Origin of the sequence: Halomonas sp. LES1, from assembly GCF_031846005.1 — a bacterium.
GTDB lineage: Bacteria > Pseudomonadota > Gammaproteobacteria > Pseudomonadales > Halomonadaceae > Halomonas.
Map to the genome: position 1 here is coordinate 82,542 of NZ_JAVRGC010000004.1, position 21,471 is coordinate 104,012.

At 64.6% G+C, this 21,471-nt stretch carries 19 protein-coding genes and 1 CRISPR repeat array; of the genes, 9 read left to right on the forward strand and 10 right to left on the reverse strand.

Features of this window, described 5'->3' with window-relative positions:
- Positions 1-12: 12 nt before the first annotated feature.
- The 3 genes from RM463_RS10705 to RM463_RS10715 all read left to right on the forward strand — a co-directional run bounded on the left by RM463_RS10705 (position 13) and on the right by RM463_RS10715 (position 3,182).
- Positions 13-1,017 carry a branched-chain amino acid ABC transporter permease gene (locus RM463_RS10705; RefSeq protein WP_195687814.1) on the forward strand — a complete coding sequence of 335 codons (1,005 nt, stop codon included), beginning with the start codon at positions 13-15 and terminating at the stop codon, positions 1,015-1,017.
- A complete protein-coding gene (locus tag RM463_RS10710) occupies positions 1,014-2,324 on the forward strand; it encodes a branched-chain amino acid ABC transporter permease (RefSeq protein ID WP_311430000.1) in 1,311 nt (436 codons plus the stop codon). Before RM463_RS10705 ends, RM463_RS10710 begins: the two co-directional genes overlap by 4 nt.
- Positions 2,325-2,441: 117 nt before the next feature.
- Positions 2,442-3,182, forward strand: coding sequence for a FadR/GntR family transcriptional regulator (locus RM463_RS10715; RefSeq protein WP_311430001.1), 741 nt, complete (start codon positions 2,442-2,444; stop codon positions 3,180-3,182).
- 34 nt (positions 3,183-3,216) lie between these two features.
- On the opposite strand, the gene RM463_RS10720 is transcribed toward RM463_RS10715, so the two are convergent.
- From RM463_RS10720 to RM463_RS10735, 4 genes are all read right to left on the reverse strand, one after another.
- Complete coding sequence (locus RM463_RS10720) at positions 3,217-4,464, reverse strand: allantoate amidohydrolase (protein ID WP_311430002.1); 1,248 nt, start codon at positions 4,462-4,464, stop codon at positions 3,217-3,219.
- Positions 4,465-4,478: 14 nt separating this feature from the next.
- Positions 4,479-5,180, reverse strand: a complete 702-nt coding sequence (locus RM463_RS10725; RefSeq protein ID WP_311430003.1) for a DUF1028 domain-containing protein — start codon at positions 5,178-5,180, stop codon at positions 4,479-4,481.
- Between the two features lie 7 nt (positions 5,181-5,187).
- Positions 5,188-6,579 (reverse strand): AbgT family transporter, encoded by a 1,392-nt coding sequence (locus RM463_RS10730; protein WP_311430004.1) that lies wholly within the window; start codon positions 6,577-6,579, stop codon positions 5,188-5,190.
- A gap of 259 nt (positions 6,580-6,838) precedes the next feature.
- Positions 6,839-8,059, reverse strand: a complete 1,221-nt coding sequence (locus RM463_RS10735; RefSeq protein ID WP_311430005.1) for an ABC transporter substrate-binding protein — start codon at positions 8,057-8,059, stop codon at positions 6,839-6,841.
- Between the two features lie 226 nt (positions 8,060-8,285).
- Between RM463_RS10735 and RM463_RS10740 the strand changes: the two genes are divergently transcribed.
- The 4 genes from RM463_RS10740 (at position 8,286) to RM463_RS10755 (ending at position 12,248) form a co-directional block, all read left to right on the forward strand.
- A complete protein-coding gene (locus RM463_RS10740) occupies positions 8,286-9,074 on the forward strand; it encodes a dienelactone hydrolase family protein (protein ID WP_311430006.1) in 789 nt (262 codons plus the stop codon).
- Positions 9,075-9,319: 245 nt separating this feature from the next.
- On the forward strand, positions 9,320-10,576 hold the full coding sequence (locus RM463_RS10745; protein ID WP_195687811.1) for a dicarboxylate/amino acid:cation symporter: 1,257 nt from the start codon (positions 9,320-9,322) through the stop codon (positions 10,574-10,576).
- An 82-nt stretch (positions 10,577-10,658) separates the two neighbouring features.
- The gene (locus tag RM463_RS10750) at positions 10,659-11,711 is read left to right on the forward strand and encodes a C45 family peptidase (RefSeq protein ID WP_311430007.1); all 1,053 of its coding nucleotides are present in this window, start codon (positions 10,659-10,661) and stop codon (positions 11,709-11,711) included.
- A 162-nt stretch (positions 11,712-11,873) separates the two neighbouring features.
- On the forward strand, positions 11,874-12,248 hold the full coding sequence (locus RM463_RS10755; protein WP_195687809.1) for a DUF6746 family protein: 375 nt from the start codon (positions 11,874-11,876) through the stop codon (positions 12,246-12,248).
- Between the two features lie 104 nt (positions 12,249-12,352).
- Here the strand turns inward: RM463_RS10755 and RM463_RS10760 are convergent, their stop codons facing one another.
- The 4 genes from RM463_RS10760 to RM463_RS10775 are packed head-to-tail and all read right to left on the reverse strand — an operon-like array spanning position 12,353 to position 14,791.
- Positions 12,353-12,955: a DUF4202 domain-containing protein gene (locus RM463_RS10760; RefSeq protein WP_311430008.1), complete on the reverse strand. Its 603-nt coding sequence runs from the start codon at positions 12,953-12,955 to the stop codon at positions 12,353-12,355.
- 26 nt (positions 12,956-12,981) lie between these two features.
- Entirely contained in the window at positions 12,982-14,106 is a 1,125-nt protein-coding gene (locus RM463_RS10765; RefSeq protein ID WP_311430009.1) for a GGDEF domain-containing protein, read from the reverse strand.
- On the reverse strand, positions 14,106-14,579 hold the full coding sequence (locus tag RM463_RS10770) for a molybdopterin-dependent oxidoreductase (RefSeq protein ID WP_311430010.1): 474 nt from the start codon (positions 14,577-14,579) through the stop codon (positions 14,106-14,108). The genes RM463_RS10765 and RM463_RS10770 overlap by 1 nt, the downstream gene beginning before the upstream one ends.
- 59 nt (positions 14,580-14,638) lie before the next feature.
- Positions 14,639-14,791 carry a hypothetical protein gene (locus RM463_RS10775; protein WP_311430011.1) on the reverse strand — a complete coding sequence of 51 codons (153 nt, stop codon included), beginning with the start codon at positions 14,789-14,791 and terminating at the stop codon, positions 14,639-14,641.
- 153 nt (positions 14,792-14,944) lie between these two features.
- On the opposite strand from RM463_RS10775, the gene RM463_RS10780 reads away from it, so the two are divergent.
- Both RM463_RS10780 and RM463_RS10785 read left to right on the forward strand, forming a co-directional pair.
- The gene (locus RM463_RS10780) at positions 14,945-16,492 is read left to right on the forward strand and encodes an alkaline phosphatase D family protein (RefSeq protein WP_311430012.1); all 1,548 of its coding nucleotides are present in this window, start codon (positions 14,945-14,947) and stop codon (positions 16,490-16,492) included.
- A gap of 210 nt (positions 16,493-16,702) precedes the next feature.
- The gene (locus RM463_RS10785) at positions 16,703-17,017 is read left to right on the forward strand and encodes an antibiotic biosynthesis monooxygenase family protein (protein WP_311430013.1); all 315 of its coding nucleotides are present in this window, start codon (positions 16,703-16,705) and stop codon (positions 17,015-17,017) included.
- A gap of 267 nt (positions 17,018-17,284) precedes the next feature.
- Positions 17,285-19,712: a CRISPR direct-repeat array (repeat unit 28 nt; unit sequence TTTCTGAGCTGCCTGGGCGGCAGCGCAC).
- Between the two features lie 129 nt (positions 19,713-19,841).
- Here the strand turns inward: RM463_RS10785 and cas6f are convergent.
- Positions 19,842-20,411: a type I-F CRISPR-associated endoribonuclease Cas6/Csy4 gene (gene cas6f / locus RM463_RS10790; RefSeq protein WP_311430014.1), complete on the reverse strand. Its 570-nt coding sequence runs from the start codon at positions 20,409-20,411 to the stop codon at positions 19,842-19,844.
- A gap of 3 nt (positions 20,412-20,414) precedes the next feature.
- The gene (csy3, locus tag RM463_RS10795) at positions 20,415-21,452 is read right to left on the reverse strand and encodes a type I-F CRISPR-associated protein Csy3 (RefSeq protein ID WP_311430015.1); all 1,038 of its coding nucleotides are present in this window, start codon (positions 21,450-21,452) and stop codon (positions 20,415-20,417) included.
- Positions 21,453-21,471: the final 19 nt, after the last annotated feature.

Consider the following 21,471-nt stretch of genomic DNA (forward strand, 5'->3'; position numbering starts at 1 on the left):
AGAATCAGCCTCGTGAATGAACTCGTCTTCTTTATCAACAACGTGATCGTCGCCGGCAGCGTGACCGGCTCGATCTACGCCATCGGTGCGGTGGGGGTGACCCTGGTCTTCAGCATCATGCGCTTCGCCCACTTCGCCCACGCCGACATGATGACCTTCGGCGCCTTCATGGTGCTGCTACTGACCCTGGCCTTCCCCCAGGCCGGTGCCGCCGTCGGACTACCCACCGCCGTGGTGATGCTGCCGCTGGCCATGCTGCTGACCGCCGGCCTGGCGGTAGGCATCGACCGGGTGTTCTACAAGCCGCTGCGGGCCCACGGCGTGAAGCCCATCGTCATGGTGATCGCCTCGCTGGGGGTGACCCTGATGCTGCAGGGGCTGATCCGGGTCTTCGCCGGCACCAGCGGCGAGAGCCTCTATGTCGACGACCGCAAGGAGATCTTTCGGCTCGCGCTGCCCTTCGAGGGCGCCCGAGCGCCGATCGTGGTCACCGAGCCGCAGCTCATCCTGTTCGTGCTGACCGTGATCTGCGTGGTGGGTCTGCATCTCTTCCTGTCGCGCTCGCGGCTGGGCAAGGCGATGCGGGCGATGTCCGACAACCCCGACCTGGCACGGGCCTCGGGCATCAACACCAACCTTATCGTGGCGGTGACCTGGGTGATCGTCGGGGGGCTGGCGGCCATCGCCGGCACCCTGCTGTCGCTGGATGTCACCTTCAAGCCGGACCTCAGCTTCTTCCTGTTGCTGCCGATCTTCGCCGCGGCCATCGTCGGCGGCGTCGGCCACCCCTACGGCGCCATCGCCGGCGGCTTCCTGGTGGGCTTCGCCGAGACCCTGGCGGTCTTCAACTGGGGCGTGCTGCTGCGGCCCTTCCGCGACAGCCTGCCGGAGTGGCTCTCCGGCGCCGGCAACCTGGCCTTCGTCGGCTCCGAGTACAAGATCGTGGTGCCCTTCTTCATCCTCGTCGCCATCCTGGTGTGGCGCCCCACCGGCATCTTCAAGGGTAAGGTGATATGAGCACACAGCAAACGCATCGAGAGGACCTGGTCGCCGCGCCGTCGCGCTTCCCCCTGCGCGAGGTGGTGCTGTTCGCCCTCCTGATGGCCGCCATCCTCGGGGTCTTTGCCACCATGGGCGCCGCCTACAGCACCCGCATGCTGGTGGAGGCCGCCTGCTACGCCATCCTGGCCCTGGGCCTGACCATCCAGTGGGGCTATGCCGGCCAGTTCAATGCCGGCGTGATGGGCTTCGTGGCCCTCGGCGGCTACTGCGCCATGGCCTTCAGCATGCCGGTCAACGGCGAGTTCTGGGCCAGCCCCCTCTCCGGCGAGCTGGGCATGGTGGTGCTGATGGCCCTGGGGGGCTTACTGGTGGTGGTCGGCGCCAGTCGTCTTCACCACCTGGGCGTTCCCAAGCGCCTGCGCACCGGCCTGGCGGTGGTCCTGGCGCTGCTCTTCTACCTGCTGGTCTCGGCCCGCCTGGGCGTGGTCACCGAGCAGATCGAGTCGCAGTACGACTATATCGGCGGCCTGGGGCTGCCCCCCTGGCTGGGCTGGATCGTCGGCGGCGTGGTGGCCGGGGTGGTGGGCTACTTCATCGGCAAGGTCTGCCTGGGGCTGCGCAGCGACTACCTGGCCATCGCCACCCTGGGCATCGCCGAGATCATCAAGGCGGTGCTCAAGAATGCCGACTGGCTGACCCGCGGCACCGCCACCGTCTCGCCGCTGCCCTGGCCGGTACCGGGCCCCGCCGAGGTGGGCTTCACCCTGGCCCGGGCGCTCTACTTCTCGGTGACCGCGGTGATGATCGTGGCGATCTTCTACCTGCTCACCCGCGCCTATCACGCCCCCTGGGGACGCATGATCCGTGCCATCCGCGACAACGAGATCTCCGCCGCGGCCATGGGCAAGGATATCAACCATCGCCGCCTGGAGATCTTCGTGCTGGGCTGCATCCTGATGGGGATCGGTGGCGCCGCCCTGGGCAGCTTCAACGGTCTCTTCGACCCCCAGGGCTACCTGCCCCTCAACCACACCTTCCTGGTACTGGTGATGGTGATCCTCGGCGGCCCGGGCAACAACCTCGGCACCCTCTTCGGGGCCTTCGCGGTCTATATCATCTGGGTGATGTCGGAGCCCCTGGCGCTGGCGGTGCTGGATCTGGCGGTCACCCTGGGCGAGGGCAGCTTCGGCTGGGAGGCCACTACCAACCTCGACAGCCGCGCCCTGCAGGCCCGGGTGTTCGTGATCGGCCTGCTGATCTCCCTGGTGCTGCGCTTCGCCCCCAAGGGGTTGCTGCCCGAGAAGGTGAAGCATCATGGCTGAGCGACGCCAAAGACGCCAAAGGAGAGAATAGAGATTGAAAGCGTGGCTTCGGCGTTAGCCAAGCCCCGCCATCTTGCCGATAATGGGCCTCGTCACCACAAGGAGCACACGAGACGAATGGCAGCGAGTCGGCGTTTACCGTATCGGGTGGCGGACACCATCAAGGGCTGGATCGTGGATCGCCAGCTGATGCCTGGTGACCGACTGCCGAGCGAGGCGGAGCTGATGGCCAGGCTGGATGTCTCCAAGGGCACCATCCGCGAGAGTACCCGCGTGCTGGAGGCCCAGGGGCTGGTGGAGACCCGAACCGGACCCGGTGGCGGCGTCTTCGTTTGCCGCATGAGCGAAGCCAAGGCCACGGCGCTACTCAGCCATTACTTCTACTTCCAGGACGTCTCGATTCGTGATGTCTATCAGATCCGTCTGGCGCTGGAGCCGGAGCTGGCCGCATCACTGGCTGGCAAGGTCGGCGCCGAGGACCTGGCTCGCCTGCGCGACAGCCTGCACAGCTACGCGGAACCCGCCCGCGACATGGAAGGCGAGCGACAACAGCACATGGAGTCGCTGCACTTCCACGAGATGCTGGCCGAGCTCGCCGGCGGCAACCCGCTGCTTTCTTTCATCATCCGCTTCATCGTGCAGGTGCTCTCGGACCTCACCGTGTATCGTCGGCTCTACGAGCCTGGCGCCCACCAGATCGGGCCCACCGGGTGTCGCTATCATGCACGTATCCTCGACGCCATCGAGGCCGGCGATGCCGAGCTAGCTCGCGCGCTGATGCGCGAGCACATGCTCTCCGCCCAGGCGGTGATGAACGATAACGAGGCCCAGGTGCAGCGGGGCTTCCTTACCGGCTGAATCGAGAGCCGTCAGACCTCTTCCGTCCTGCCTGTCAGACTCGCGACTCCATCGCGCGCAGGAACTGCATCATTACCCGGGTGGCGCGCTCGGCATCCTCGGCGGTGATCGCCTCATCCGGGTGGTGGCTAAGGCCATCGCGACAGCGTACGAACAGCATGCCGATGTCGGTCAGATCATGCATCGCGAGTCCGTCGTGGCCGGCCCCGCTGAACATCCGCTCGACCGGCTCGCCAACGCCGTCACACGCTTCCTCCAGAGCCTCGATCAGCCACTCGGCACAGGCTACCGCCTCGGCGGCGTAGGTGCGCTCGATCGCCACCTCGAGCCCACGCGCCTCGGCCAGGCGACGAATGCCGCTCAGTATCTGTTCACGCCCGTGGACGCGAGTCTCACCGTCCGGTGAGCGCAGCTCCAGGGTGAAGGTCACCTCGGAGGGAATCACGTTCACGGCATTGGGGCGGACCTCGAGCTTGCCGACCACTCCGACGAAGTTGTCGCTGGCCTGAAGCCGGCGGTCGGCCTCCACCACCATCTCGGCGGCACCGACCAGGGCATCGCGGCGCCCCGCCATGGGCGTGGTGCCAGCGTGGCCCGCCTTGCCGGTGACCGTGACCCGGTGGCGCTCGATACCGGTCAGCGCCGTCACCACGCCCACCGCATGGTCACGCGACTCCAACACCGGTCCCTGCTCGATATGGACCTCGACGAAACCCAGTACCTGCTCGGGGCGACGCGCCAGGTCGGGAATCTCCCCGGGGTCTCCGCCGAAGGCCCGAATGGCCTCCGCTACGCTGACACCCTCGGCATCCCGGGCGGCCAGGCTATCGTCATCCAGCGTGCCCGCCAGGGCGCGGCTGCCGATCAGGGTGGACTGAAAACGGGTGCCTTCCTCGTCTCCGAAGGCGACCACTTCCACCCCATAAGGGAGATCCACGCCTTGATCCTTCAGCGCCTGCAACGCCACCAGCGGCAGGGCGACGCCGAGCATACCGTCATACTTGCCGCCCTCAGTGACGGTATCCTGGTGAGAGCCCAGGATCAGGGTCTTCTCCCCGGCGATCGCATGCGGGTTGCGTCCCACCAGGTTTCCCGAGGCATCGAGGCTCGGCTCCAGCCCGGCCTGTCGCATCCAGTCGCCGATCGGCTCGAGCACCTGACGGTGCTCCTCCGAGCAGAACAGCCGGGTAACCCCGGGGCCCGGTCGAGAGAAGGACGCAGCCTCGTCGAGCCGCGCCATCAGGATCTCCCCCAGGGAGGGGGCGTTGTTGGCAGTATTCATAAGAACTCCAGGGTTCAGCGGAGCGGCAGCGAGGCCAGAAAGCCGGCGAAGGTCGGCTCGCGTACTCGCTCGATCAAGGTGCGCAGCTCGGCCGCCGGGGTCTCGGACCAGTCCACGCGAAGATCGATGGGAGCGGCGGAGAACGACTCCACCCGCAGCGCCACCGAGCGAGTGCCGCGGCCATCGCCGCCGGCCGCCAGCGCGGCCTTGAGGGCCGCCACCAACATCTCGGGAAGCAGCGCCTCGTAGTCATCACGGTAACGGGGGGGCTCCACCTCTCGCCACGCCGCCTCGGCATTGACGCAGGCCTGCTCGAGAAAGCCCCAGAGCAGGGCATCGATCACCTCGGTACCGGCCAGCATGTTGCCCGCGGCGGCGACGGTGGGGCGACACGCGGAGGCGACCACGGGCAAGTTGTCGGTACCGCTGTGGACGACCGCTCGCCCCTGGCGATCCATCACCAGGCACTGGCGACGGCTCGCCCCCGGGTCCGCCGACACCACCTGGGCGAGGGCCTGCCCGGCGCTACCAGAATCACTCAGTGCCGCGCGTAGCGTGTCGGGATACCAGGGGTTGGTGACCAACCCCTGAGTGGCACAGGCCCCGATGCCGCGCCAGGCGTGGTGCACATAGCCGCCGACCGCCACGCCGCCGGTGGCGGTTAGTGCCGCCACCGTCCCGGTGGTCGGCTGCACATGCACGAGGGAGAGGGTCATGCTGCGCTCAGTAACCTACCAGGTGGCCGATCACCAGCCCGACCCAGGACAGTCCATAGACCAGTACCATGAAGGGCAGGATAGCCTTCAGCCACTTCTCGTAGGAGACGCGCCCCAGCGCCAGCATGGCCAGGGTGCCGCCGGAGGTCGGCACGATCAGATTGGTAAGGCCATCACCGACCTGGAAGGCGGTAATCATCAGCTGACGGCTCATCCCGACCAGGTCGGCCACCGGCACCAGGATGGGCATGGTAACCAGCGCCTGGCCGGAACCCGAGGGCACGAAAAGGTTAATCGCCCCCTGCACCACACTGGCCATGATTGCCGACAGGGTGCCGGGAATGCCCTGGATCAGGCCACTCAGGCCGTAGACGATGGTATCGATGATCTGCGCCTGCTGCAGGATTACCTGGATCGAGGCGGCCAGGCCGATGACCAGCGCACCGGCGGTCACCTTGGAGGCACCCTCCATCATATGCTTGACGATCTCGTTGGCCGAATAGCCGTTGACGATGCCAATCACGATGGCGATCAACAGGAACATCCCGGCGATCTCGTTGATGTACCACCCCTGGGTGAACACGCCCACCAGCATCGCTGCCAGGCCCAGCACGAATACACCCAGCGTCCACTTGTCCTTGCCGGTCATCGCGTACTGGTCAAGGGACTTGCTCATCGCCTTGGTGCTGTCCGGCTCCTCGAAGTCCATCTTTACCACCCAGCGGCAGATATAGAAGGAGAGCAGGGCCAGCGACGACACCACCATCAAGGTGCGTAGCCAGGCGCCGGAGAAGGTCGGCAGCTCGGCGATGCCCTGGGCCACACCCACCGTATAGGGGTTGATTGGGGAGAGTGCGAAGCCGATGCCGATGCCACCCACCGCCATTGTCGTGCCCACCAGGCTCGAGCAGCCGATGGCGCTGGCGATGAGCACCGCGATGGGCACCAGGGCGATGTTGTTCTCGAAGCCCACGGCAACCCCGAAGAAGCCGTAGATAAAGGTGCCGGCGGTAATTATCACATTGCGGCGCTCGACACCGACGCGGTTCACGGCCACGCCGATCGCATTCTCCAGCGCGCCGGTGCGCTGCAGGATATGGAAGAGGCCGCCAGCGATGAACACGATAAAGAGATACAGCGAGGCCTCGTTAAGGCCACGGGGCACCGCCACGAAGATGTCGAAGGGGTTGATGGCGCCGACATCGCTCAGGTGCTGAAACGAACCGGGCACGACGCGGGTACGCCCATCCTCCATGACCCGCTCGAATTCACCGGCGGGCACCACGAAGGTGAGCGCATAGGTGGCCAGCAGGATCAGGAATATCAACACCATGGGGTCGGGCACCGTCTGGTACCACTTCTTCTTCTGCGCACTCAGCGCCTGGTCACGGGAGGTCATGGCTCTTGTCCTTGTAGGTTCGACACACGCCACCCCCGGATGAGTGGCACTATAGAAAATTTATCATGATAAATTGACTCGTCAAGGAACGACCGCCCACGCCCGCAACACCCGGCCGGCCTGAAGCATCCCTGTGCTAGGGAGATCGAGCCAGCAGAAGCGTGACGGCCGAAAGCCGGGTAAAACGCATTGGCCCCGGCGGTTTCCCGCCGGGGCCGATGTTTTTCAGGGTATGGAAATCACCGCGTTGAGAGCGGCCTTACTTGTCCAGGAAGCCCTTGCTGACGAACTTACCATCCTCGACCGCCATCTCCTCGACGATGCCCGGCACGTCGCCCTTCTCGTCGAACTCATGGCTGCCCGAGGCGCCCTCGTAATTGATCTCCTCGCCGGCGGCGATCAGCTCCAGGGCCTTCTCCCACTCGCCGGGCAGGATCACCTCGCCCGGGGCGGAGGAGACGCTGCGCAGCGCCTCGGAGAGGCCCTCGCGTTCGGCGCTGCCGTTCTGTTCGATGGCCAGTGCCAGCAGGAAGGCGGCGTCGTAACCCTGGCCGGCGAACACCGCCTCGTGGGAAATCTCACCCGCCTCGGCCAGCTCGACGAAGCGCTCGGTGCCCGGGCTATCCGGGTTGCCCGGCCGCGTGGCGATGAAGCTGTCGTTCAACACCTCCTCGCCCACGCCATCGAGCAGGCCCGAGATCACCATGCCGTCGGCGCCGATATAGCGGTTGAACATGCCGCTCTCGTAGGCCTGGCGTACCACGGTCTGTCCGGAGGTATCGCCATAGGCCAGCACCACCAGGTCGGGAACGCCGGTGGCCGAGAGCGTGCCCAGCTCGGAGCGGTAGTCGGCACGGTTGTCCTCGTGGGCCAGGTTCTCGGCCACCGTGCCGCCCTCGGCCTCATAGGTGGCCACGAAGGCATCGGCCAGGCCGCGCCCGTAGTCGTTGTTCACATAGGTGACCGCGACCTCATCGATGCCCTTCTCCAGCAGCATCTTGGCCAGCGCCTCGCCCTGGAAGGCATCGGAGGGCACCGTACGGAATACCAGGTCGTTGTCGTCCAGCTCGGTCACCGCCGGTGCGGTGGAGGCCGGCGAGACCATCACCACCCCGCCCGGGATGGCGGCGTTGTTGGCCGCGGCAATCGTGGCACCGGTACACAAAGCACCGACGATGGCCGTGACCTGCTCGCTGTTGACCAGACGGTCGGCCGCGTTGGAGGCCGCCGAGGCATCGGAGCAGGTGGTATCGCCGCTGGGCATGGAGATCTGCTCACCGCCCAGCACACCACCCTGCTCGTTGACATGCTGAATGGCCAGCTGCGCCGCATCGTAGACCGGTGGAGTGAGGGTCTCGATCGGACCGGTGAAGCCGCCCAGGAAGCCAACCTTCACCTCGGCCTGGGCCGACCCCATGGCCAGGGCGGAAGCCGCCACCGCCATCGCTACCAGACTCTTCTGAACCGGGCTCTTATTCATATTGTTCGTCTCGCTTGGTTTTCAGGGATGGTTTGCAGAGATGACACACCCCTTAAATCTGGAAGGGCAAAGGAAAAAACTCAAGTCTACCCTGCCAACGCTCGGCCCCTCAGGGTGGCGAAGTGGCACCTATACTGAGCCAGGCAATACTGACTCAGGCAACACGAAGTCAAACAGTACTGAGTCGACAGTACTGAGTCAGGCAATCCCACCAACGGGAGTTACCATGATGATTCGTCACTCTCCAATTCCTGCGGCCCTGCTTCCTGCCACCATGGCCCTGGCCATGACCGCCGGCGGCGTCAAGGCCTTCGAACCCTCCGGCGAGGAGATCGCCTACCGGGTCGACGGCGAAGCCTTCGCGGGCTATCTCTCCCTTGCCGAGGGCGAAACCCGCGGCAGCGTGCTGATCATCCATGACTGGGACGGCCTGGATGACTACGAACGCCGCCGCGCCGACATGCTGGCCGAGCTGGGCTATGACGCCTTCGCCGTCGATCTCTACGGCCAGGGCAATCGTCCGGCGGAAGTCGAGGCCAAGAAGGCCGAGACGGCGCGTCTCTATGAAGATCGCGAACGCATGCGCACCCTGACCCTGGCCGGTCTGGCCGAGGCCCGCGCCCAGGGCGCCGCCAATGGCGCCGTGATCATGGGCTACTGCTTCGGTGGCGCGGTGGTGCTGGAGATGGCTCGCTCCGGCGAGGCCGAGGACGTGCACGGCTTTGCCAGCTTCCACGGCGGCCTGAGCACGCCCGAAGGCCAGAGCTGGCCCGAAGGGGCTGGCCCCATCCTGATCGCCCACGGCGGCGCCGATGCGATGATCTCCCTGGAGGATGTCGCCACCCTCGGCAATGAGCTCGAGAGTGCCGGCGCCACCTACCAGATCGAGATCTACTCCGGCGCTCCCCACGCCTTCACCGTCTTCGGTAGCGACGCCTATCAACAGCGCGCCGATGAGCGCTCCTGGCGCGCCTTTCAGGAGCTGCTTGCGCAGGCCCTGCCACCCTCGTCCTGATCAGGCTATGCGACCCGCTATTTCCAGGCTCAGGCCCGGCACCTTGCTGCCCGCTAAGCCTGGAATATTCACTCCCTGGCGCGTCACGCACCGTCGCCCGGCACGGCCTGCCTTGCACCAGGCAGCCTCTCGTTGACGTGCAAAGCATCGTTTTAGCGGAAACCACAGAACTTCTTTCTGTAGAATCACCGCCCCGCACAACAAGCTCACCATAAAACTGCATTTATCCAGCAAGGAGTCATGCAATGACCCAATCCCCGCATAGCCCCAGGGGCAACTTCTGGCGGCGCACGCCGCTCTGGCAGAAGATCCTGGCGGGCCTGGTACTCGGTGTGCTGGCCGGCGCCCTGATGGGCGAGAGCGCCAGCGTCTTCAAGCCCATCGGCGATATCTTCATCAGCGCCATCAAGATGCTGATCGTGCCCCTGGTGTTCTCGACCCTGGTGGTCGGTATCACCGCCATGCGCGACCCGCAGAAGATGGGGCGCATCGGGGCTCGCACCATCGCCCTCTACCTGATCACCACCGCCTTCGCCATCAGCATCGGCCTGCTGGCCTCCTGGATCTTCCAGCCGGGGGTCGGCCTGGAGATGAGCTTCGAAGCCGGTGCCGAGGCCAAGGAGGCCCCCAGCCTGGTGGAGATCATCGTCGGCCTGGTGCCCCAGAACCCCGTCAGCGCCCTGGCCAGCGGCAATATCCTGCAGATCATCGTCTTCGCGATCGGCCTGGGCATCTCCCTGACCCTGATCGGCGAGAAGGGCGAGCCAGTAGTACGCGTCTTCGACAGCTTCGCCGAGGCGATGTACAAGCTCACCGGCATCGTCATGGCCTTCGCCCCGTTCGGCGTATTCGGCCTGATCGCCCATGTGGCCGGCAGCTATGGCCTCGAGGTACTGCTGCCGCTGGCCAAGGTGATCGGCGTGGCCTACCTGGCCAGCATTCTGCATGTGCTGGTGGTCTACTCCGGCATGCTCGCCCTGATCGGCAAGCTCAATCCGCTGCGCTACCTGCAGGGCATTCTCGACGCCCTGGTCGTGGCCTACTCCTCCGCCTCGTCGTCGGGCACCCTGCCGGTCTCCATCCGCTGTGCCCAGAAGAATCTCGGCGTCTCGGAGGGTGTCTCCGGTTTCGTGCTGCCGGTCGGTGCCACCATCAACATGGACGGCACCGCCATCTACCAGGGCGTGGTCGCGGTCTTTATCGCCCAGCTGCTCGGCGTCGACCTCAGCCTGATGGACTACGGCATGATCATCGTCACCGGCACCCTGGCCTCCATCGGCACCGCCGGTGTGCCCGGCGCGGGCCTGGTGATGCTCTCCATCGTCATGGCCCAGATCGGCCTGCCGCTGGAGGCGATCGCCGTTATCGCCGGCATCGACCGCATCCTCGACATGGCCCGCACCAGCGTGAACGTGGCCGGCGACCTGATGGTCACCACCCTGGTCGGCAAGAGCGAAGGCGAGCTCGACGAGAGCATCTACAACGCCCCGCGCAAGGGCTGACTCACCCGGGGCCGGCACCCTGCCGGCCCCGCCCGCCTCCCCATGCTAGAGTGACCCGACACATCCGCGTGCGGAGGTCACCATGCAGATAACTCACCTCAGCGGCAGTCGCCGCGATATCGGTCTGGGGCACGGCCGTGCCCATGCGCCACTGATCCACGCCAGCATCGAGGTCTACGACCGCCTGTTTGGGGACTTCGTCGGCCTCGACTGGCCCCAGGCGCGTCGCCAGGCCGAGCGCTTCGGTGGCATGATCGAACAGCGCTTTCCCGCCATTCTCGAGGAGATGGCCGGCATCGCCGAGGGCGCCGGGCTCGAGCTCGCCGATATCCTGACTCTCAACTGTCGCAGCGAGATCTCGCTGACCCAGGCCAGTGGCGGCTGTTCCGCCTTCGCCCTCGAGCGCGCTGGAACACAGTGGCTGGCCCAGAACTGGGACTGGCGCGCCGACCAGCTCGACAATGTGGTGGCACTGCATATCGAGGGCGACGATGCCCCGCCGCTGGTCAGCATCGGCGAGGCCGGCATGGTGGCCAAGATCGGCATGAATGCCCATGGCATCGGCGTCTGCCTCAACGCCATCCGCTCCCGCACCTGCGGCGAGGGGCTGCCGATCCATGTGGCGCTGCGCAAGATACTCGAGAGCCCCGACCTGGCCTCTGCCCGGGCGGTGGCCACCGACAGCCGCGTCTGCTCACCGGCACACTTCCTGGTGGCGAGCGCCGATGGCCAGGCGATGGGCCTGGAGGTCCATCCCGGCGAGCCCGGCGCGCTCTCCCCCCGAGACGGTGCGGTCACCCACACCAACCATCTCTATGACGCCGCCGTGACCTGCCGGGTCGAGGACTTCCCGCGTCCCGACTCGCGCTCCCGCCTGGAACGCCTGAATACGCTGCTGGGCGGCCTGGCGGAAGATGCCCCGGTAGACGAGGCACGGCTGTTCGAGATCCTCGCCGACCACCAGCACCATCCGCTGTCGATCTGTCGCCACTTCAACCCCGACCAACCCGCCGAGGAGCGCATGGAGACGCTGTTCGGCGTGGTCATGAATCTCACCGAGCGACGCCTGACCCTGCGCCACGGCAAGCCGTGCGAGAGCACGGACGGCCTCACCCTGACGCTGCCCGTCGACTGAGGTCATCGACGCACGAGGGAGCGGTGAGAGAGGTCATTGGAGAGAGGTCATTGGCGGGGAGAAACAAACGACACTCAAAGGCAAACGATAACGCTTGTCATTATAAGCGAGCAGGCGTAGAGTTCTCGCCGTAAATGATTCTCAACAACAGCGAGAGTTCCCATGAAGAAACTGCTGTTCACCGCCATGTGCCTGGGCCTGCTGGGTAGCACCGCCAGTGCCGACGACCACGAGCGCGCCGATCACTTCGAGGGCGAAAGCGCCGAGACCCTGGAGCAGGCGGTTACCAACTTCACCGAGACCAACCGCCGGCTGGCCGAGCTGCTGGCCCAGGAGGAGCTCAGCAATAGCGATCTGGGCACCATCCACGAGCTCACCTACACCCTCGAGAACGCCCTGGCGAAGATCGACGAGGAGCTCGAGACCATGGCCGTGGACCTCGAGGAGGTACACCTGGGTTCCGAGACCCTCGACCACGAGCGCGTCAGCAGCCATGGTGCCGCCTATCTCGAGGCCGCCCAGACCCTGACCGAGTAGCGCCATATCGGGCAACCGTGGTCTCTCCCACGGCCCCGAACGCACGACGGCCGAGCCCCGGTGGGCTCGGCCGTCGTCATTATGCCGGATCTGCCGCCAGGCGATCAGCCAGCCAGCGCCTCCTCCACCAGGGCGCGCGCCTGCTTGCTCATCGGGAGGTCAAGCGCCAGCTCATGGGCCCGCGGCGACATCTTCTTCCAGGTCTTCTGCACGATACGAATCAGATGGTCATGGTCGATCTGCCTGGCGAAGTCGGCGAAGTAGTTCTCCAGGAAAACCAGGCAGGCACAGTCCTCCACCGCCTGGGCACCCGCCTCTCGCCCCAGGCCCTGCTTGCGAATCATCCGCGCCACCGCCTCGGCATCCTCCTCGCCATAGCCCGCCTCGCGCATCAGCGCCGCGGTGGTCGCGCCGGCGCGCTGCCCCTGATCGCGACGCCAGGTCAGGTAGCCCACCCGTCCCTCGGGATAGTCGCTGCGTGGCACCTCCCAACGCTGCAGATGCTGCCCCCGCACGGCCAGGCGCATGCGCTCATCGGGTTGCTCGTGCAACCGCTCCAGCCAGGCACTCATACGCCCGGCATGCCACAGCTCCCGGGGCACGCTCTCGCCCTCCACGGTGACGTGGCGGGGATCCTGGGCGTGCAGCGCATCCAGTGCGGCCATGACCCGCTGAAAGGGGGCTTCGTCGACAGACGGCACAGTCATTCACAAGACTCCTGAAGATACACTCGCTAGGTCACCCATTCCACGCGATCGCGGCCGAGCTCCTTGGCGCGGTAGAGCCTACGGTCGGCGCGGGCATAGAGCCTGTCAAAGTCATCCTGCTCGCTCGCCTCGGCGATGCCGATACTCACGCTAAGCTCGCCGGTTGCCACCGCTCCAGGCATCGGCATCTGTCCCACCGCCTCCAGCAGGCGATTGGCGAGGCGATGGGCCGCATCGAGATCGCTGTGGGGCATCAGAATGGCGAACTCCTCGCCCCCCATGCGGGCCACCACATCCATGCGACGCACGCTCTCCTGCAACAACCGGGAAAACCGCACCAGGACCTCATCGCCTAGGGGGTGGCCATAGGTGTCGTTGAAACGCTTGAAATGATCCAGATCCAACAGCACCAGGGCGAGAGGCTCATCACCGCGTTCACGGCGGGCGAAGGCCCCCTCCGCCTCCTGCAGCAGACGGCGGCGATTACCCACCCCGGTCAGCTGGTCGGTCAGACTAAGGCGCTGCATCGCCTCGCTCTGCACCTGCAAACGCCACAACATCAACAGCACGCCCCCGATGGCCACCAGCAGCATCCACATCAGGACGGCACCAGTCAGGGTAAGGCGCTGCATGAAGTGCCGCTGGTCGGCAGAGGCCTCGTGAAGCAGCTGATTCAGCTCGCTATAGGACCAGGCCAGCGACTCCTCGATATCCAGTCCCAGCTCGCGTAGCTGATGGGCCTCCTGCTGCGTCAGGGTACTGTCGCGGCCCACTCGGTCAATAGCCTGCTCCAGCTCCGACAGGCGGCCTTCCACATCCGCCAGTTCCTTCACGAAGGGCCGATAATCCCGGGGGGGCAGATCGCTGCGCCGCAGGTGGTTATCAAGTCCCTGTATCCTGAGCGGGATTCTCCATATCAGATCACGCAGCTGCTCCAGATGGAGCGGGTCGGGCCTGTCGAGCAGGCTCTCCAGAATCAGCCGCAGCCGATCGGGGTCATGCTGGGCACGCACCAGATCGGTCACCATCGCGGTGTAGTTGGCACCCACCAGCCGCCTCGCCTCGGAGTAGTAGACCCCGAAGGTCGAGAGACACAGGAGCACGACCAGCAGGTAAGCCAGCAGCAGGACTCTTGCCCACAGGCGTGACATCACCTGACGTTGATCTCGCGAATGGCCCAGATCCAGCGTGTCATCGGTTCGCGGCCTTCGATCACGGCCTCGGCGTCCTCAGGCACCACCAGCATGAAGGGCCCGTGGCTCCTGACGGTAAGCGGCTCTCCATCGAGCCGGGTCACCAGCAGGTAGGCCTTCTCGTGACGCTGGGCAGGGCTCAGGAAGGTGGTGTAGCCATCATGGGCGATGAAGCGCACCCGAGGCGCCGACTCCAGGCCATGTTCGCGCAGGAAGTCATCCAGCCAGACCCCGGTGAAGCGTCCCTCGAAGCCTTCCGGATGACGCATGTCGATGCGGGTCGTGGTGACGGCTTCCACCTCGTCCAGCGTCAGGATGCGTTTCGTGGTGCCCTGGGAAAGCGCCAGCCCACTCGGGGAAGCCCAGGCCACTCCCCCCACCATCAGCAGCAGCCAGGTCACATGAACAAGATACCGACGTAAAGATGGCACGGAGGGCTCCTCGATGTTGATCGCTTCGACTATGCGCAGCTTGACCGCCAGATTCAAGATTAGCCTACCGCCCCCTGCCGGGCACACAGCAAGCCGCTGGCGCGGATATCCGCCAGGCGCCCTCGGCCGATGCCAGCAATTGCCCGCCATTGGGGGCCGGCGCTATCGCCATGGATGACATGTACCGTGCCGGCCAGCAGATAACGGCGCATGGTGCCTCCTCGCAAAAGGCCGTTATCCTGACGGCCCGGCGTGGAATCATCAATGACTTAACAAGGAAGTCTAAATGTCATAGCACCGACAAGAGGATGTCATCACCACAACGGATGATGCGGTGGCAGCCTTCATCATCCTCGGAGCTCCTTATGAACGTCACGCGTCGTGATGCCCTCAAGCTCGGTCTCAAGGCAGGCACCACCCTCGGTACCTGCCTGGCCGCCCCCTCCATTGTGCTGGCCCAGGGCCGCCGCCCGATACTGCCCTACGGCGTGATGAGCGGCGACATGCGCCACGACCGCGCCATGCTCTGGGCACGCGCCGACCGGCCCGCACGCATGCTGGTGGAAGTCGCCGACAACCCCGAGTTCCGTCACGCTCGTCAATTGATGGGGCCCGAGGTCCTGCCTGCCACCGACCTCACCGCCAAGCTCGACGTCACCGGCCTTGGCGGCATGGAGACCGCTCACTACCGTGTCCGCTTCGCCGCCCTCGACGATCATCGTGCCATCAGTGAACCGATCAGCGGCCGGCTGCGCCTACCGCCCGCCACCCCCCGCGACGTGCGCTTCGTGTGGTCCGGCGACACCGTCGGCCAGGGCTGGGGCATCGACGAATCGCGCGGCGGCATGACCACCTACGCCACCATGCGTCGTCAGCGTCCCGACTTCTTTATCCACTCCGGCGACACCGTCTACGCGGATGGCCCGCTCAAGGAGAGCGTGACGCTCGCCAACGGCGAGACCTGGCGCAACCTGATCACGCCAGAGAAGCTCAAGGTGGCCGAAACGCTGCAGGAGTTCCGCGGCCAGTACGCCTACAACCTGATGGACGCCAACGTTCGCCAGTTCAACGCCGAGGTCCCCATGCTCGCCCAGTGGGACGACCACGAGACCACCAACAACTGGTACCCGGGCGAACTCCTCGACGACGACCGCTACACCGAGAAGAACGCCAGCCTGCTGGCGGCTCGCGCGCGGCGTGCCTTCTTCGAGTACATGCCGCTGCGCCAACTGCCCGAGTCACCCGGCAGGATCCATCGACGCTTCGCCTATGGCCCCAGCCTCGAGGTCTTCATGCTCGACATGCGCACCTACCGCGCGGCCAACAGCCACAACCGGCAGGCAGAGGGTGAGGCAGCCAACTTCCTGGGGCAGGATCAGCTGCGCTGGCTGCTCGAGGGCCTACGCCGCTCCACCGCCACCTGGAAGATCATCGCCGCCGATATGCCGATCGGGCTGATCGTGCGCGACGGCGAGCACTTCGAGGCCATCGCCAACGATCACCATGGAGAGCCACTGGGGCGTGAGATGGAGATCGCCGAGCTGCTGCGCGCCATCCGCGATGAAGCCATTCACAACGTGGTGTGGCTCACCGCCGATGTGCACTACACCGCCGCCCACCACTACTCACCCGAACGCGCCAGCTTCAAGGAGTTCGCCCCCTTCTGGGAGTTTGTCAGCGGTCCTCTCCACGCCGGCACCTTCGGGCCCGGCGAGCTGGATGGCACCTTCGGCCCCGAGGTGGTGTTCCAGAAGGCACCACCGGAGGGGCTGTCCAACCTGCCACCCTCCGCCGGTTACCAGTTCTTCGGCCAGGTGGATCTCGACGGCGAGAGCGAGGTCCTCACCGTCACCCTGATGGATGCGGCCGGGAACGCCCTGCACACCCAGGCACTGGCGCCCCAGCGGGCGTGAAAACATCGAATACTCTGAAGCCGACGGCACCGCCTCGAGCCGTGGCAAGCTCAATGCGACGGTGTCTCCGGGTTGATGAGCGAAGCGGGAATACCATGCGACACTGTCCGGTCTCGGAAATAGGCCTAGTGGGTGACAACAGTGAACCGGTCGAACGGCACTGGAGTCCCTCAAGGTAGGCCGACACGACACCCGATGGGAGGAGACACCGTGAAGTACCTCTTCGAAGTGAAGATCCGCGACGGTCACACCGCCGAGGAGTACGCCGACGCCTGGGTGCGCGCCAGCGAGTTGATCCAGCAGGCCCCCGGCGCCCTGGGCACCGAGCTACATCGCAAGATCGACGATCCCAAGACTCTGATCGCCATCGCCCACTGGGACAGCAAGGCCAGCCGCGACGCCATGGAGGCTCAGCCTGCGCCCAAGGTGAAGGAGATCATCAAGAGCGCTGCACCCTTCTGCGAGATCCACGTGATCGGCGAGTTCGAGGAGCCAGAGTGGGTGGTAATGCCGCCGGGCAACTAGCTGTTGTTAAATCTGAGCCCATAGTCCGGCTACGGCATCTTGCGGTGTCTATAAGGTGACAGACAACCTTCGCCCCTGCGGGCGTCAGGCCTCATAGCAGGCCATCGGGGCGAGCTCGGTCAAAACACCTCCGCGTCTGCTGGTATTAGGCTATTGTGGGAGCCGGATTTATCGGCGATAAGGCTCCCCCCTTCACTTGCAGCGACTTTATTAGGCTGCCTCAGCGGCAGCGAACCTGATCCTCGGCCGTCATGTAGTCGAACTGAGTTTCTGAGCTGCCTGGGCGGCAGCGCACATCCTGACCAGCCACAACCTACAAGGAGGTCATTTCTGAGCTGCCTGGGCGGCAGCGAACGGCCTTGATGGCGGGCTCGGCCTGGTCGCGGTTTTCTGAGCTGCCTGGGCGGCAGCGAACGTGGTGTCGACGATGCTCAGGGTGATGGGGTTTTTCTGAGCTGCCTGGGCGGCAGCGAACTCGGTGACATGCCCCACGCTATGCTTGCGGTATTTCTGAGCTGCCTGGGCGGCAGCGAACACGGTCAAGAACAAGTCGCGGACTCGCCAACTTTTCTGAGCTGCCTGGGCGGCAGCGAACTTGCTCGAGGTGCTGGAGTGCTTCTTTGGTCATTTCTGAGCTGCCTGGGCGGCAGCGCACAAGGGGCCAACGAGCACCCTGGCGGCGACTCATTTCTGAGCTGCCTGGGCGGCAGCGCACGATATCGCTCGCACCACCGATATAGGCTTCTATTTCTGAGCTGCCTGGGCGGCAGCGCACGCTTTCTCGACCATGCCCTGGGCGGTGGTGGTTTTCTGAGCTGCCTGGGCGGCAGCGCACGGGAGAACAAGCGTGTACTCTTCGAGATACACTTTCTGAGCTGCCTGGGCGGCAGCGCACCTGACCAGCAACGGCGCCGGCCTGCTACGCGTTTTCTGAGCTGCCTGGGCGGCAGCGCACCTGACCAGCAACGGCGCCGGCCTGCTACGCGTTTTCTGAGCTGCCTGGGCGGCAGCGCACGGCAGACTGGTCGGCTTCCACCGCTCCCAAGTTTTCTGAGCTGCCTGGGCGGCAGCGCACGGCCTCGAGGGCGACGTCGATATCCCGAAGAATTTCTGAGCTGCCTGGGCGGCAGCGCACAAATCAAATTACCGTTTTTGTTAGACCGATTATTTCTGAGCTGCCTGGGCGGCAGCGCACCTTGCCTTGCTCTCGATGCTCGTTGATCACTTTTTCTGAGCTGCCTGGGCGGCAGCGCACTCCTCTCTCAGCTCCCCTGGTGGCTCTCTGTTTTTCTGAGCTGCCTGGGCGGCAGCGCACTCGATGGTCTCGACGATCTCGATACTCAGCTCTTTCTGAGCTGCCTGGGCGGCAGCGCACATCATGACGATAGTTAATGCGCTGCTGACCGTTTTCTGAGCTGCCTGGGCGGCAGCGCACCGCGCATCGTGCTGCGCCTGGAGGAAGCGCCATTTCTGAGCTGCCTGGGCGGCAGCGCACTGCGGCGACGCTCTCCGGCGTCGTGTCCCGCTTTTCTGAGCTGCCTGGGCGGCAGCGCACAGCAGCAGGGGCCAGACCCCATACTCTATCCATTTCTGAGCTGCCTGGGCGGCAGCGCACGCTCAGGAGGTTTGTAATCAGGATGTGCCATATTTCTGAGCTGCCTGGGCGGCAGCGCACAAGGATCGGATTAGACGTGGTGAGACGCCAGATTTCTGAGCTGCCTGGGCGGCAGCGCACGTAGGCGCCCGGTCGGTCAGACCAAGCTCATGTTTCTGAGCTGCCTGGGCGGCAGCGCACCTTAACGGCGATGATAGTGAGTTCGAGCATGTTTTCTGAGCTGCCTGGGCGGCAGCGCACGGCGTCCGCATCTGGCGGGTTGAGTGAAGCGTTTTCTGAGCTGCCTGGGCGGCAGCGCACCACCCTCCTTGCGCTTCCCCATCGCCTCACAATTTCTGAGCTGCCTGGGCGGCAGCGCACGGTCTGTCCGATGGGTCCGCCAGCCTGGTGGCTTTCTGAGCTGCCTGGGCGGCAGCGCACTGCTAGACTCAGAAGAACCCGTGGTGAACTCTTTTCTGAGCTGCCTGGGCGGCAGCGCACTGCTCTTGTAGCGGCTTGACGGCGGCGGCGATTTTCTGAGCTGCCTGGGCGGCAGCGCACTGCAGGACGTTGATGAACACCGCTTCCATCTCTTTCTGAGCTGCCTGGGCGGCAGCGCACACGCTCGCCAGCGTGATAGACCGCTACTCTCTTTTCTGAGCTGCCTGGGCGGCAGCGCACGACGAGGTGGGAATGCGTGTACCGACTGCGCATTTCTGAGCTGCCTGGGCGGCAGCGCACTCGAGTACCTGGACGGCTTCGCCGGCATCTAATTTCTGAGCTGCCTGGGCGGCAGCGCACGCATCCTTGACCTGGCTGGCCGCACTGCCGCTTTTCTGAGCTGCCTGGGCGGCAGCGCACGGATAGCCGAACGGTGACGATACCACGTAGCATTTCTGAGCTGCCTGGGCGGCAGCGCACTCGACCGCCTGGCTGATCGCCACCAGCGTGACTTTCTGAGCTGCCTGGGCGGCAGCGCACGCCACCGCAGGCGCCTCGCTCGACATCGGGCATTTCTGAGCTGCCTGGGCGGCAGCGCACATTGTTGCGCGGAGTAGCAACGCCGAGCCCAGTTTCTGAGCTGCCTGGGCGGCAGCGCACTACAGCAGATTAAAGGTAAGCAATTGATTGTTAAAGAGCAATACCCTAATAGGGCAACGCCTTCCTTTTTAGAGAGGCGTTGATAACCACTTGATTTTCATAGCCCTTCAGAGAGATCCTGAAAAAGGGTCAGAACCAGGGCACGGTGGCTTCGCTGCTGAGCCCGTAATGATTGAACCGACCGGCGACGGGCTGCGACTGTGGCTGTCCATGCTCGATGAATAGCGCGAAACGCTGTCCACTCGACCGGCTACTGACCTGCACAAATGGCAAGGTGATCTGCCGTGCGGCAGGCGTCTCCATCAGGCGCTGCGCCTCTTCGATTTCTATGTCGTGCCGCTGGGCATAGCGCTTCGCCCGGCTGAGGCTTCCAGTATTGAACTGACGACGCCGAACAACTCTGTGCTGCACCACAACCGGCACGCCTTGAATAGCCTGCAGACTTACATGATCACGCATACCAGTCAGCCACGCATTCGCCATCAGCTGCTCGAGCCGCGCTCCTCGACCATGCAGCCGAAGCCGATCGCCAGGCGTGCGTGCGCGCACGCCCAACTTGTGATCTGGAAAGCTGACGCCGATATCATTGGCTTCCAGATCAACAAGGGCTCGATGCAGCTTGCTGTAGAGTGCTCCCATCAGCAACGCAGGCGGGAAGTCCGGGTCGGGTCGCAAACGAATGTCGAGATAGTGATCCATGATTTACCCCGCATCGCCGAAGACGCCACCGCGAATCAGTGTGGCCATGACAAAGTGCTGCTGTTCAGTAGAGGGCACCTGATCCTTGAGCAGCCAGTTATCGAGCAGGTTGTAGAAATCGACTTTCTGCTTGGGCTGGCGATAGGCCTTACCCTCAGTGGTCACCGACCCATAGGGTTCGACCGCGATGGGGCCAAGGTCACCGCCTGCTTCCTGCGGATACCAGGTATCGATGGTGCGGATGGCATTACCCAGTTTCTGAGAGTGGATGCCGGCCACACCCTCTACCTGGTAAAGCGTCTTGCTCTTGTCGCCGCGGCCACGATCCAGAATTAGCTCCTGTGAAGGGAAGACCTCCTGCCCCGAGCCCACGCGGGCATACGCCACGACTTCAAGCAGCACATAGCGCTCGCCGCTCAGGCCGTTGCTGATATGACCGGCCAGTTCTTCCAGATCAGCCTTGATTGCATCATCAGGCGTAAAATCACGCAGCGAAAGCGCCAAGGCATCGAAGGTCCACTCGCTGACGGCGCTGCCCTGCTCGAGCAGCCGGATACGCACCTCAACGGCCTCGGCGCCCATGCGGTTGCGCCAGAGAAAGCGCCCGTTGGCCAGATTGTGCGCATAACGCTTTGCCAGCTCGGTAAAGCCATGGGTGGCGATATAGCCTTTCACCGTGGCACTGAGTTTTTCCTGATAGTCAGCATTATTGCAGGCTGAAGGCTTACCGGCGCCGCCCAGCACACGCAAGGTAAAGCGAGTCATCAGTGTATCGGCATCATGCGGCAGCGTGGCCACGTCCACGGTCTGCAGGTTGGGATTCTCGATCGCGGCGTCCAGCTTGGCGGGATCCTGGTCCTTGGTCTTTAGCCGGTTGGAAATGGTGCCACGTACCGACTTTTCGCGAATGGTAATGGGCTGCCAGGTATCAGCGCTTTCGCGTTGCTCCCATTGTCCTGCATACATCAGCGCATCGGACGGGTCGAGCTTGCGCTCGAAAGCGAGGACGGAGGCGGTTTTGAGTGACTCGTTCTTGGCCATGACAAAGCTCCTTGCGTTA

Bases quoted from the DNA above. Each gene is read 5' to 3' on its own strand.
- RM463_RS10775 (WP_311430011.1), bottom strand. From the start codon at position 14,791: ATGCGCCGTTATCTGCTGGCCGGCACGGTACATGTCATCCATGGCGAT.
- RM463_RS10720 (WP_311430002.1), bottom strand. From the start codon at position 4,464: ATGAATACTGCCAACAACGCCCCCTCCCTGGGGGAGATCCTGATGGCG.
- RM463_RS10710 (WP_311430000.1), top strand. From the start codon at position 1,014: ATGAGCACACAGCAAACGCATCGAGAGGACCTGGTCGCCGCGCCGTCG.
- cas6f (WP_311430014.1), bottom strand. From the start codon at position 20,411: ATGGATCACTATCTCGACATTCGTTTGCGACCCGACCCGGACTTCCCG.
- RM463_RS10725 (WP_311430003.1), bottom strand. From the start codon at position 5,180: ATGACCCTCTCCCTCGTGCATGTGCAGCCGACCACCGGGACGGTGGCG.
- RM463_RS10735 (WP_311430005.1), bottom strand. From the start codon at position 8,059: ATGAATAAGAGCCCGGTTCAGAAGAGTCTGGTAGCGATGGCGGTGGCG.
- RM463_RS10755 (WP_195687809.1), top strand. From the start codon at position 11,874: ATGAAGAAACTGCTGTTCACCGCCATGTGCCTGGGCCTGCTGGGTAGC.
- RM463_RS10740 (WP_311430006.1), top strand. From the start codon at position 8,286: ATGATGATTCGTCACTCTCCAATTCCTGCGGCCCTGCTTCCTGCCACC.
- RM463_RS10765 (WP_311430009.1), bottom strand. From the start codon at position 14,106: ATGTCACGCCTGTGGGCAAGAGTCCTGCTGCTGGCTTACCTGCTGGTC.
- RM463_RS10760 (WP_311430008.1), bottom strand. From the start codon at position 12,955: ATGACTGTGCCGTCTGTCGACGAAGCCCCCTTTCAGCGGGTCATGGCC.
- RM463_RS10730 (WP_311430004.1), bottom strand. From the start codon at position 6,579: ATGACCTCCCGTGACCAGGCGCTGAGTGCGCAGAAGAAGAAGTGGTAC.
- RM463_RS10750 (WP_311430007.1), top strand. From the start codon at position 10,659: ATGCAGATAACTCACCTCAGCGGCAGTCGCCGCGATATCGGTCTGGGG.
- RM463_RS10715 (WP_311430001.1), top strand. From the start codon at position 2,442: ATGGCAGCGAGTCGGCGTTTACCGTATCGGGTGGCGGACACCATCAAG.
- RM463_RS10745 (WP_195687811.1), top strand. From the start codon at position 9,320: ATGACCCAATCCCCGCATAGCCCCAGGGGCAACTTCTGGCGGCGCACG.
- RM463_RS10780 (WP_311430012.1), top strand. From the start codon at position 14,945: ATGAACGTCACGCGTCGTGATGCCCTCAAGCTCGGTCTCAAGGCAGGC.
- csy3 (WP_311430015.1), bottom strand. From the start codon at position 21,452: ATGGCCAAGAACGAGTCACTCAAAACCGCCTCCGTCCTCGCTTTCGAG.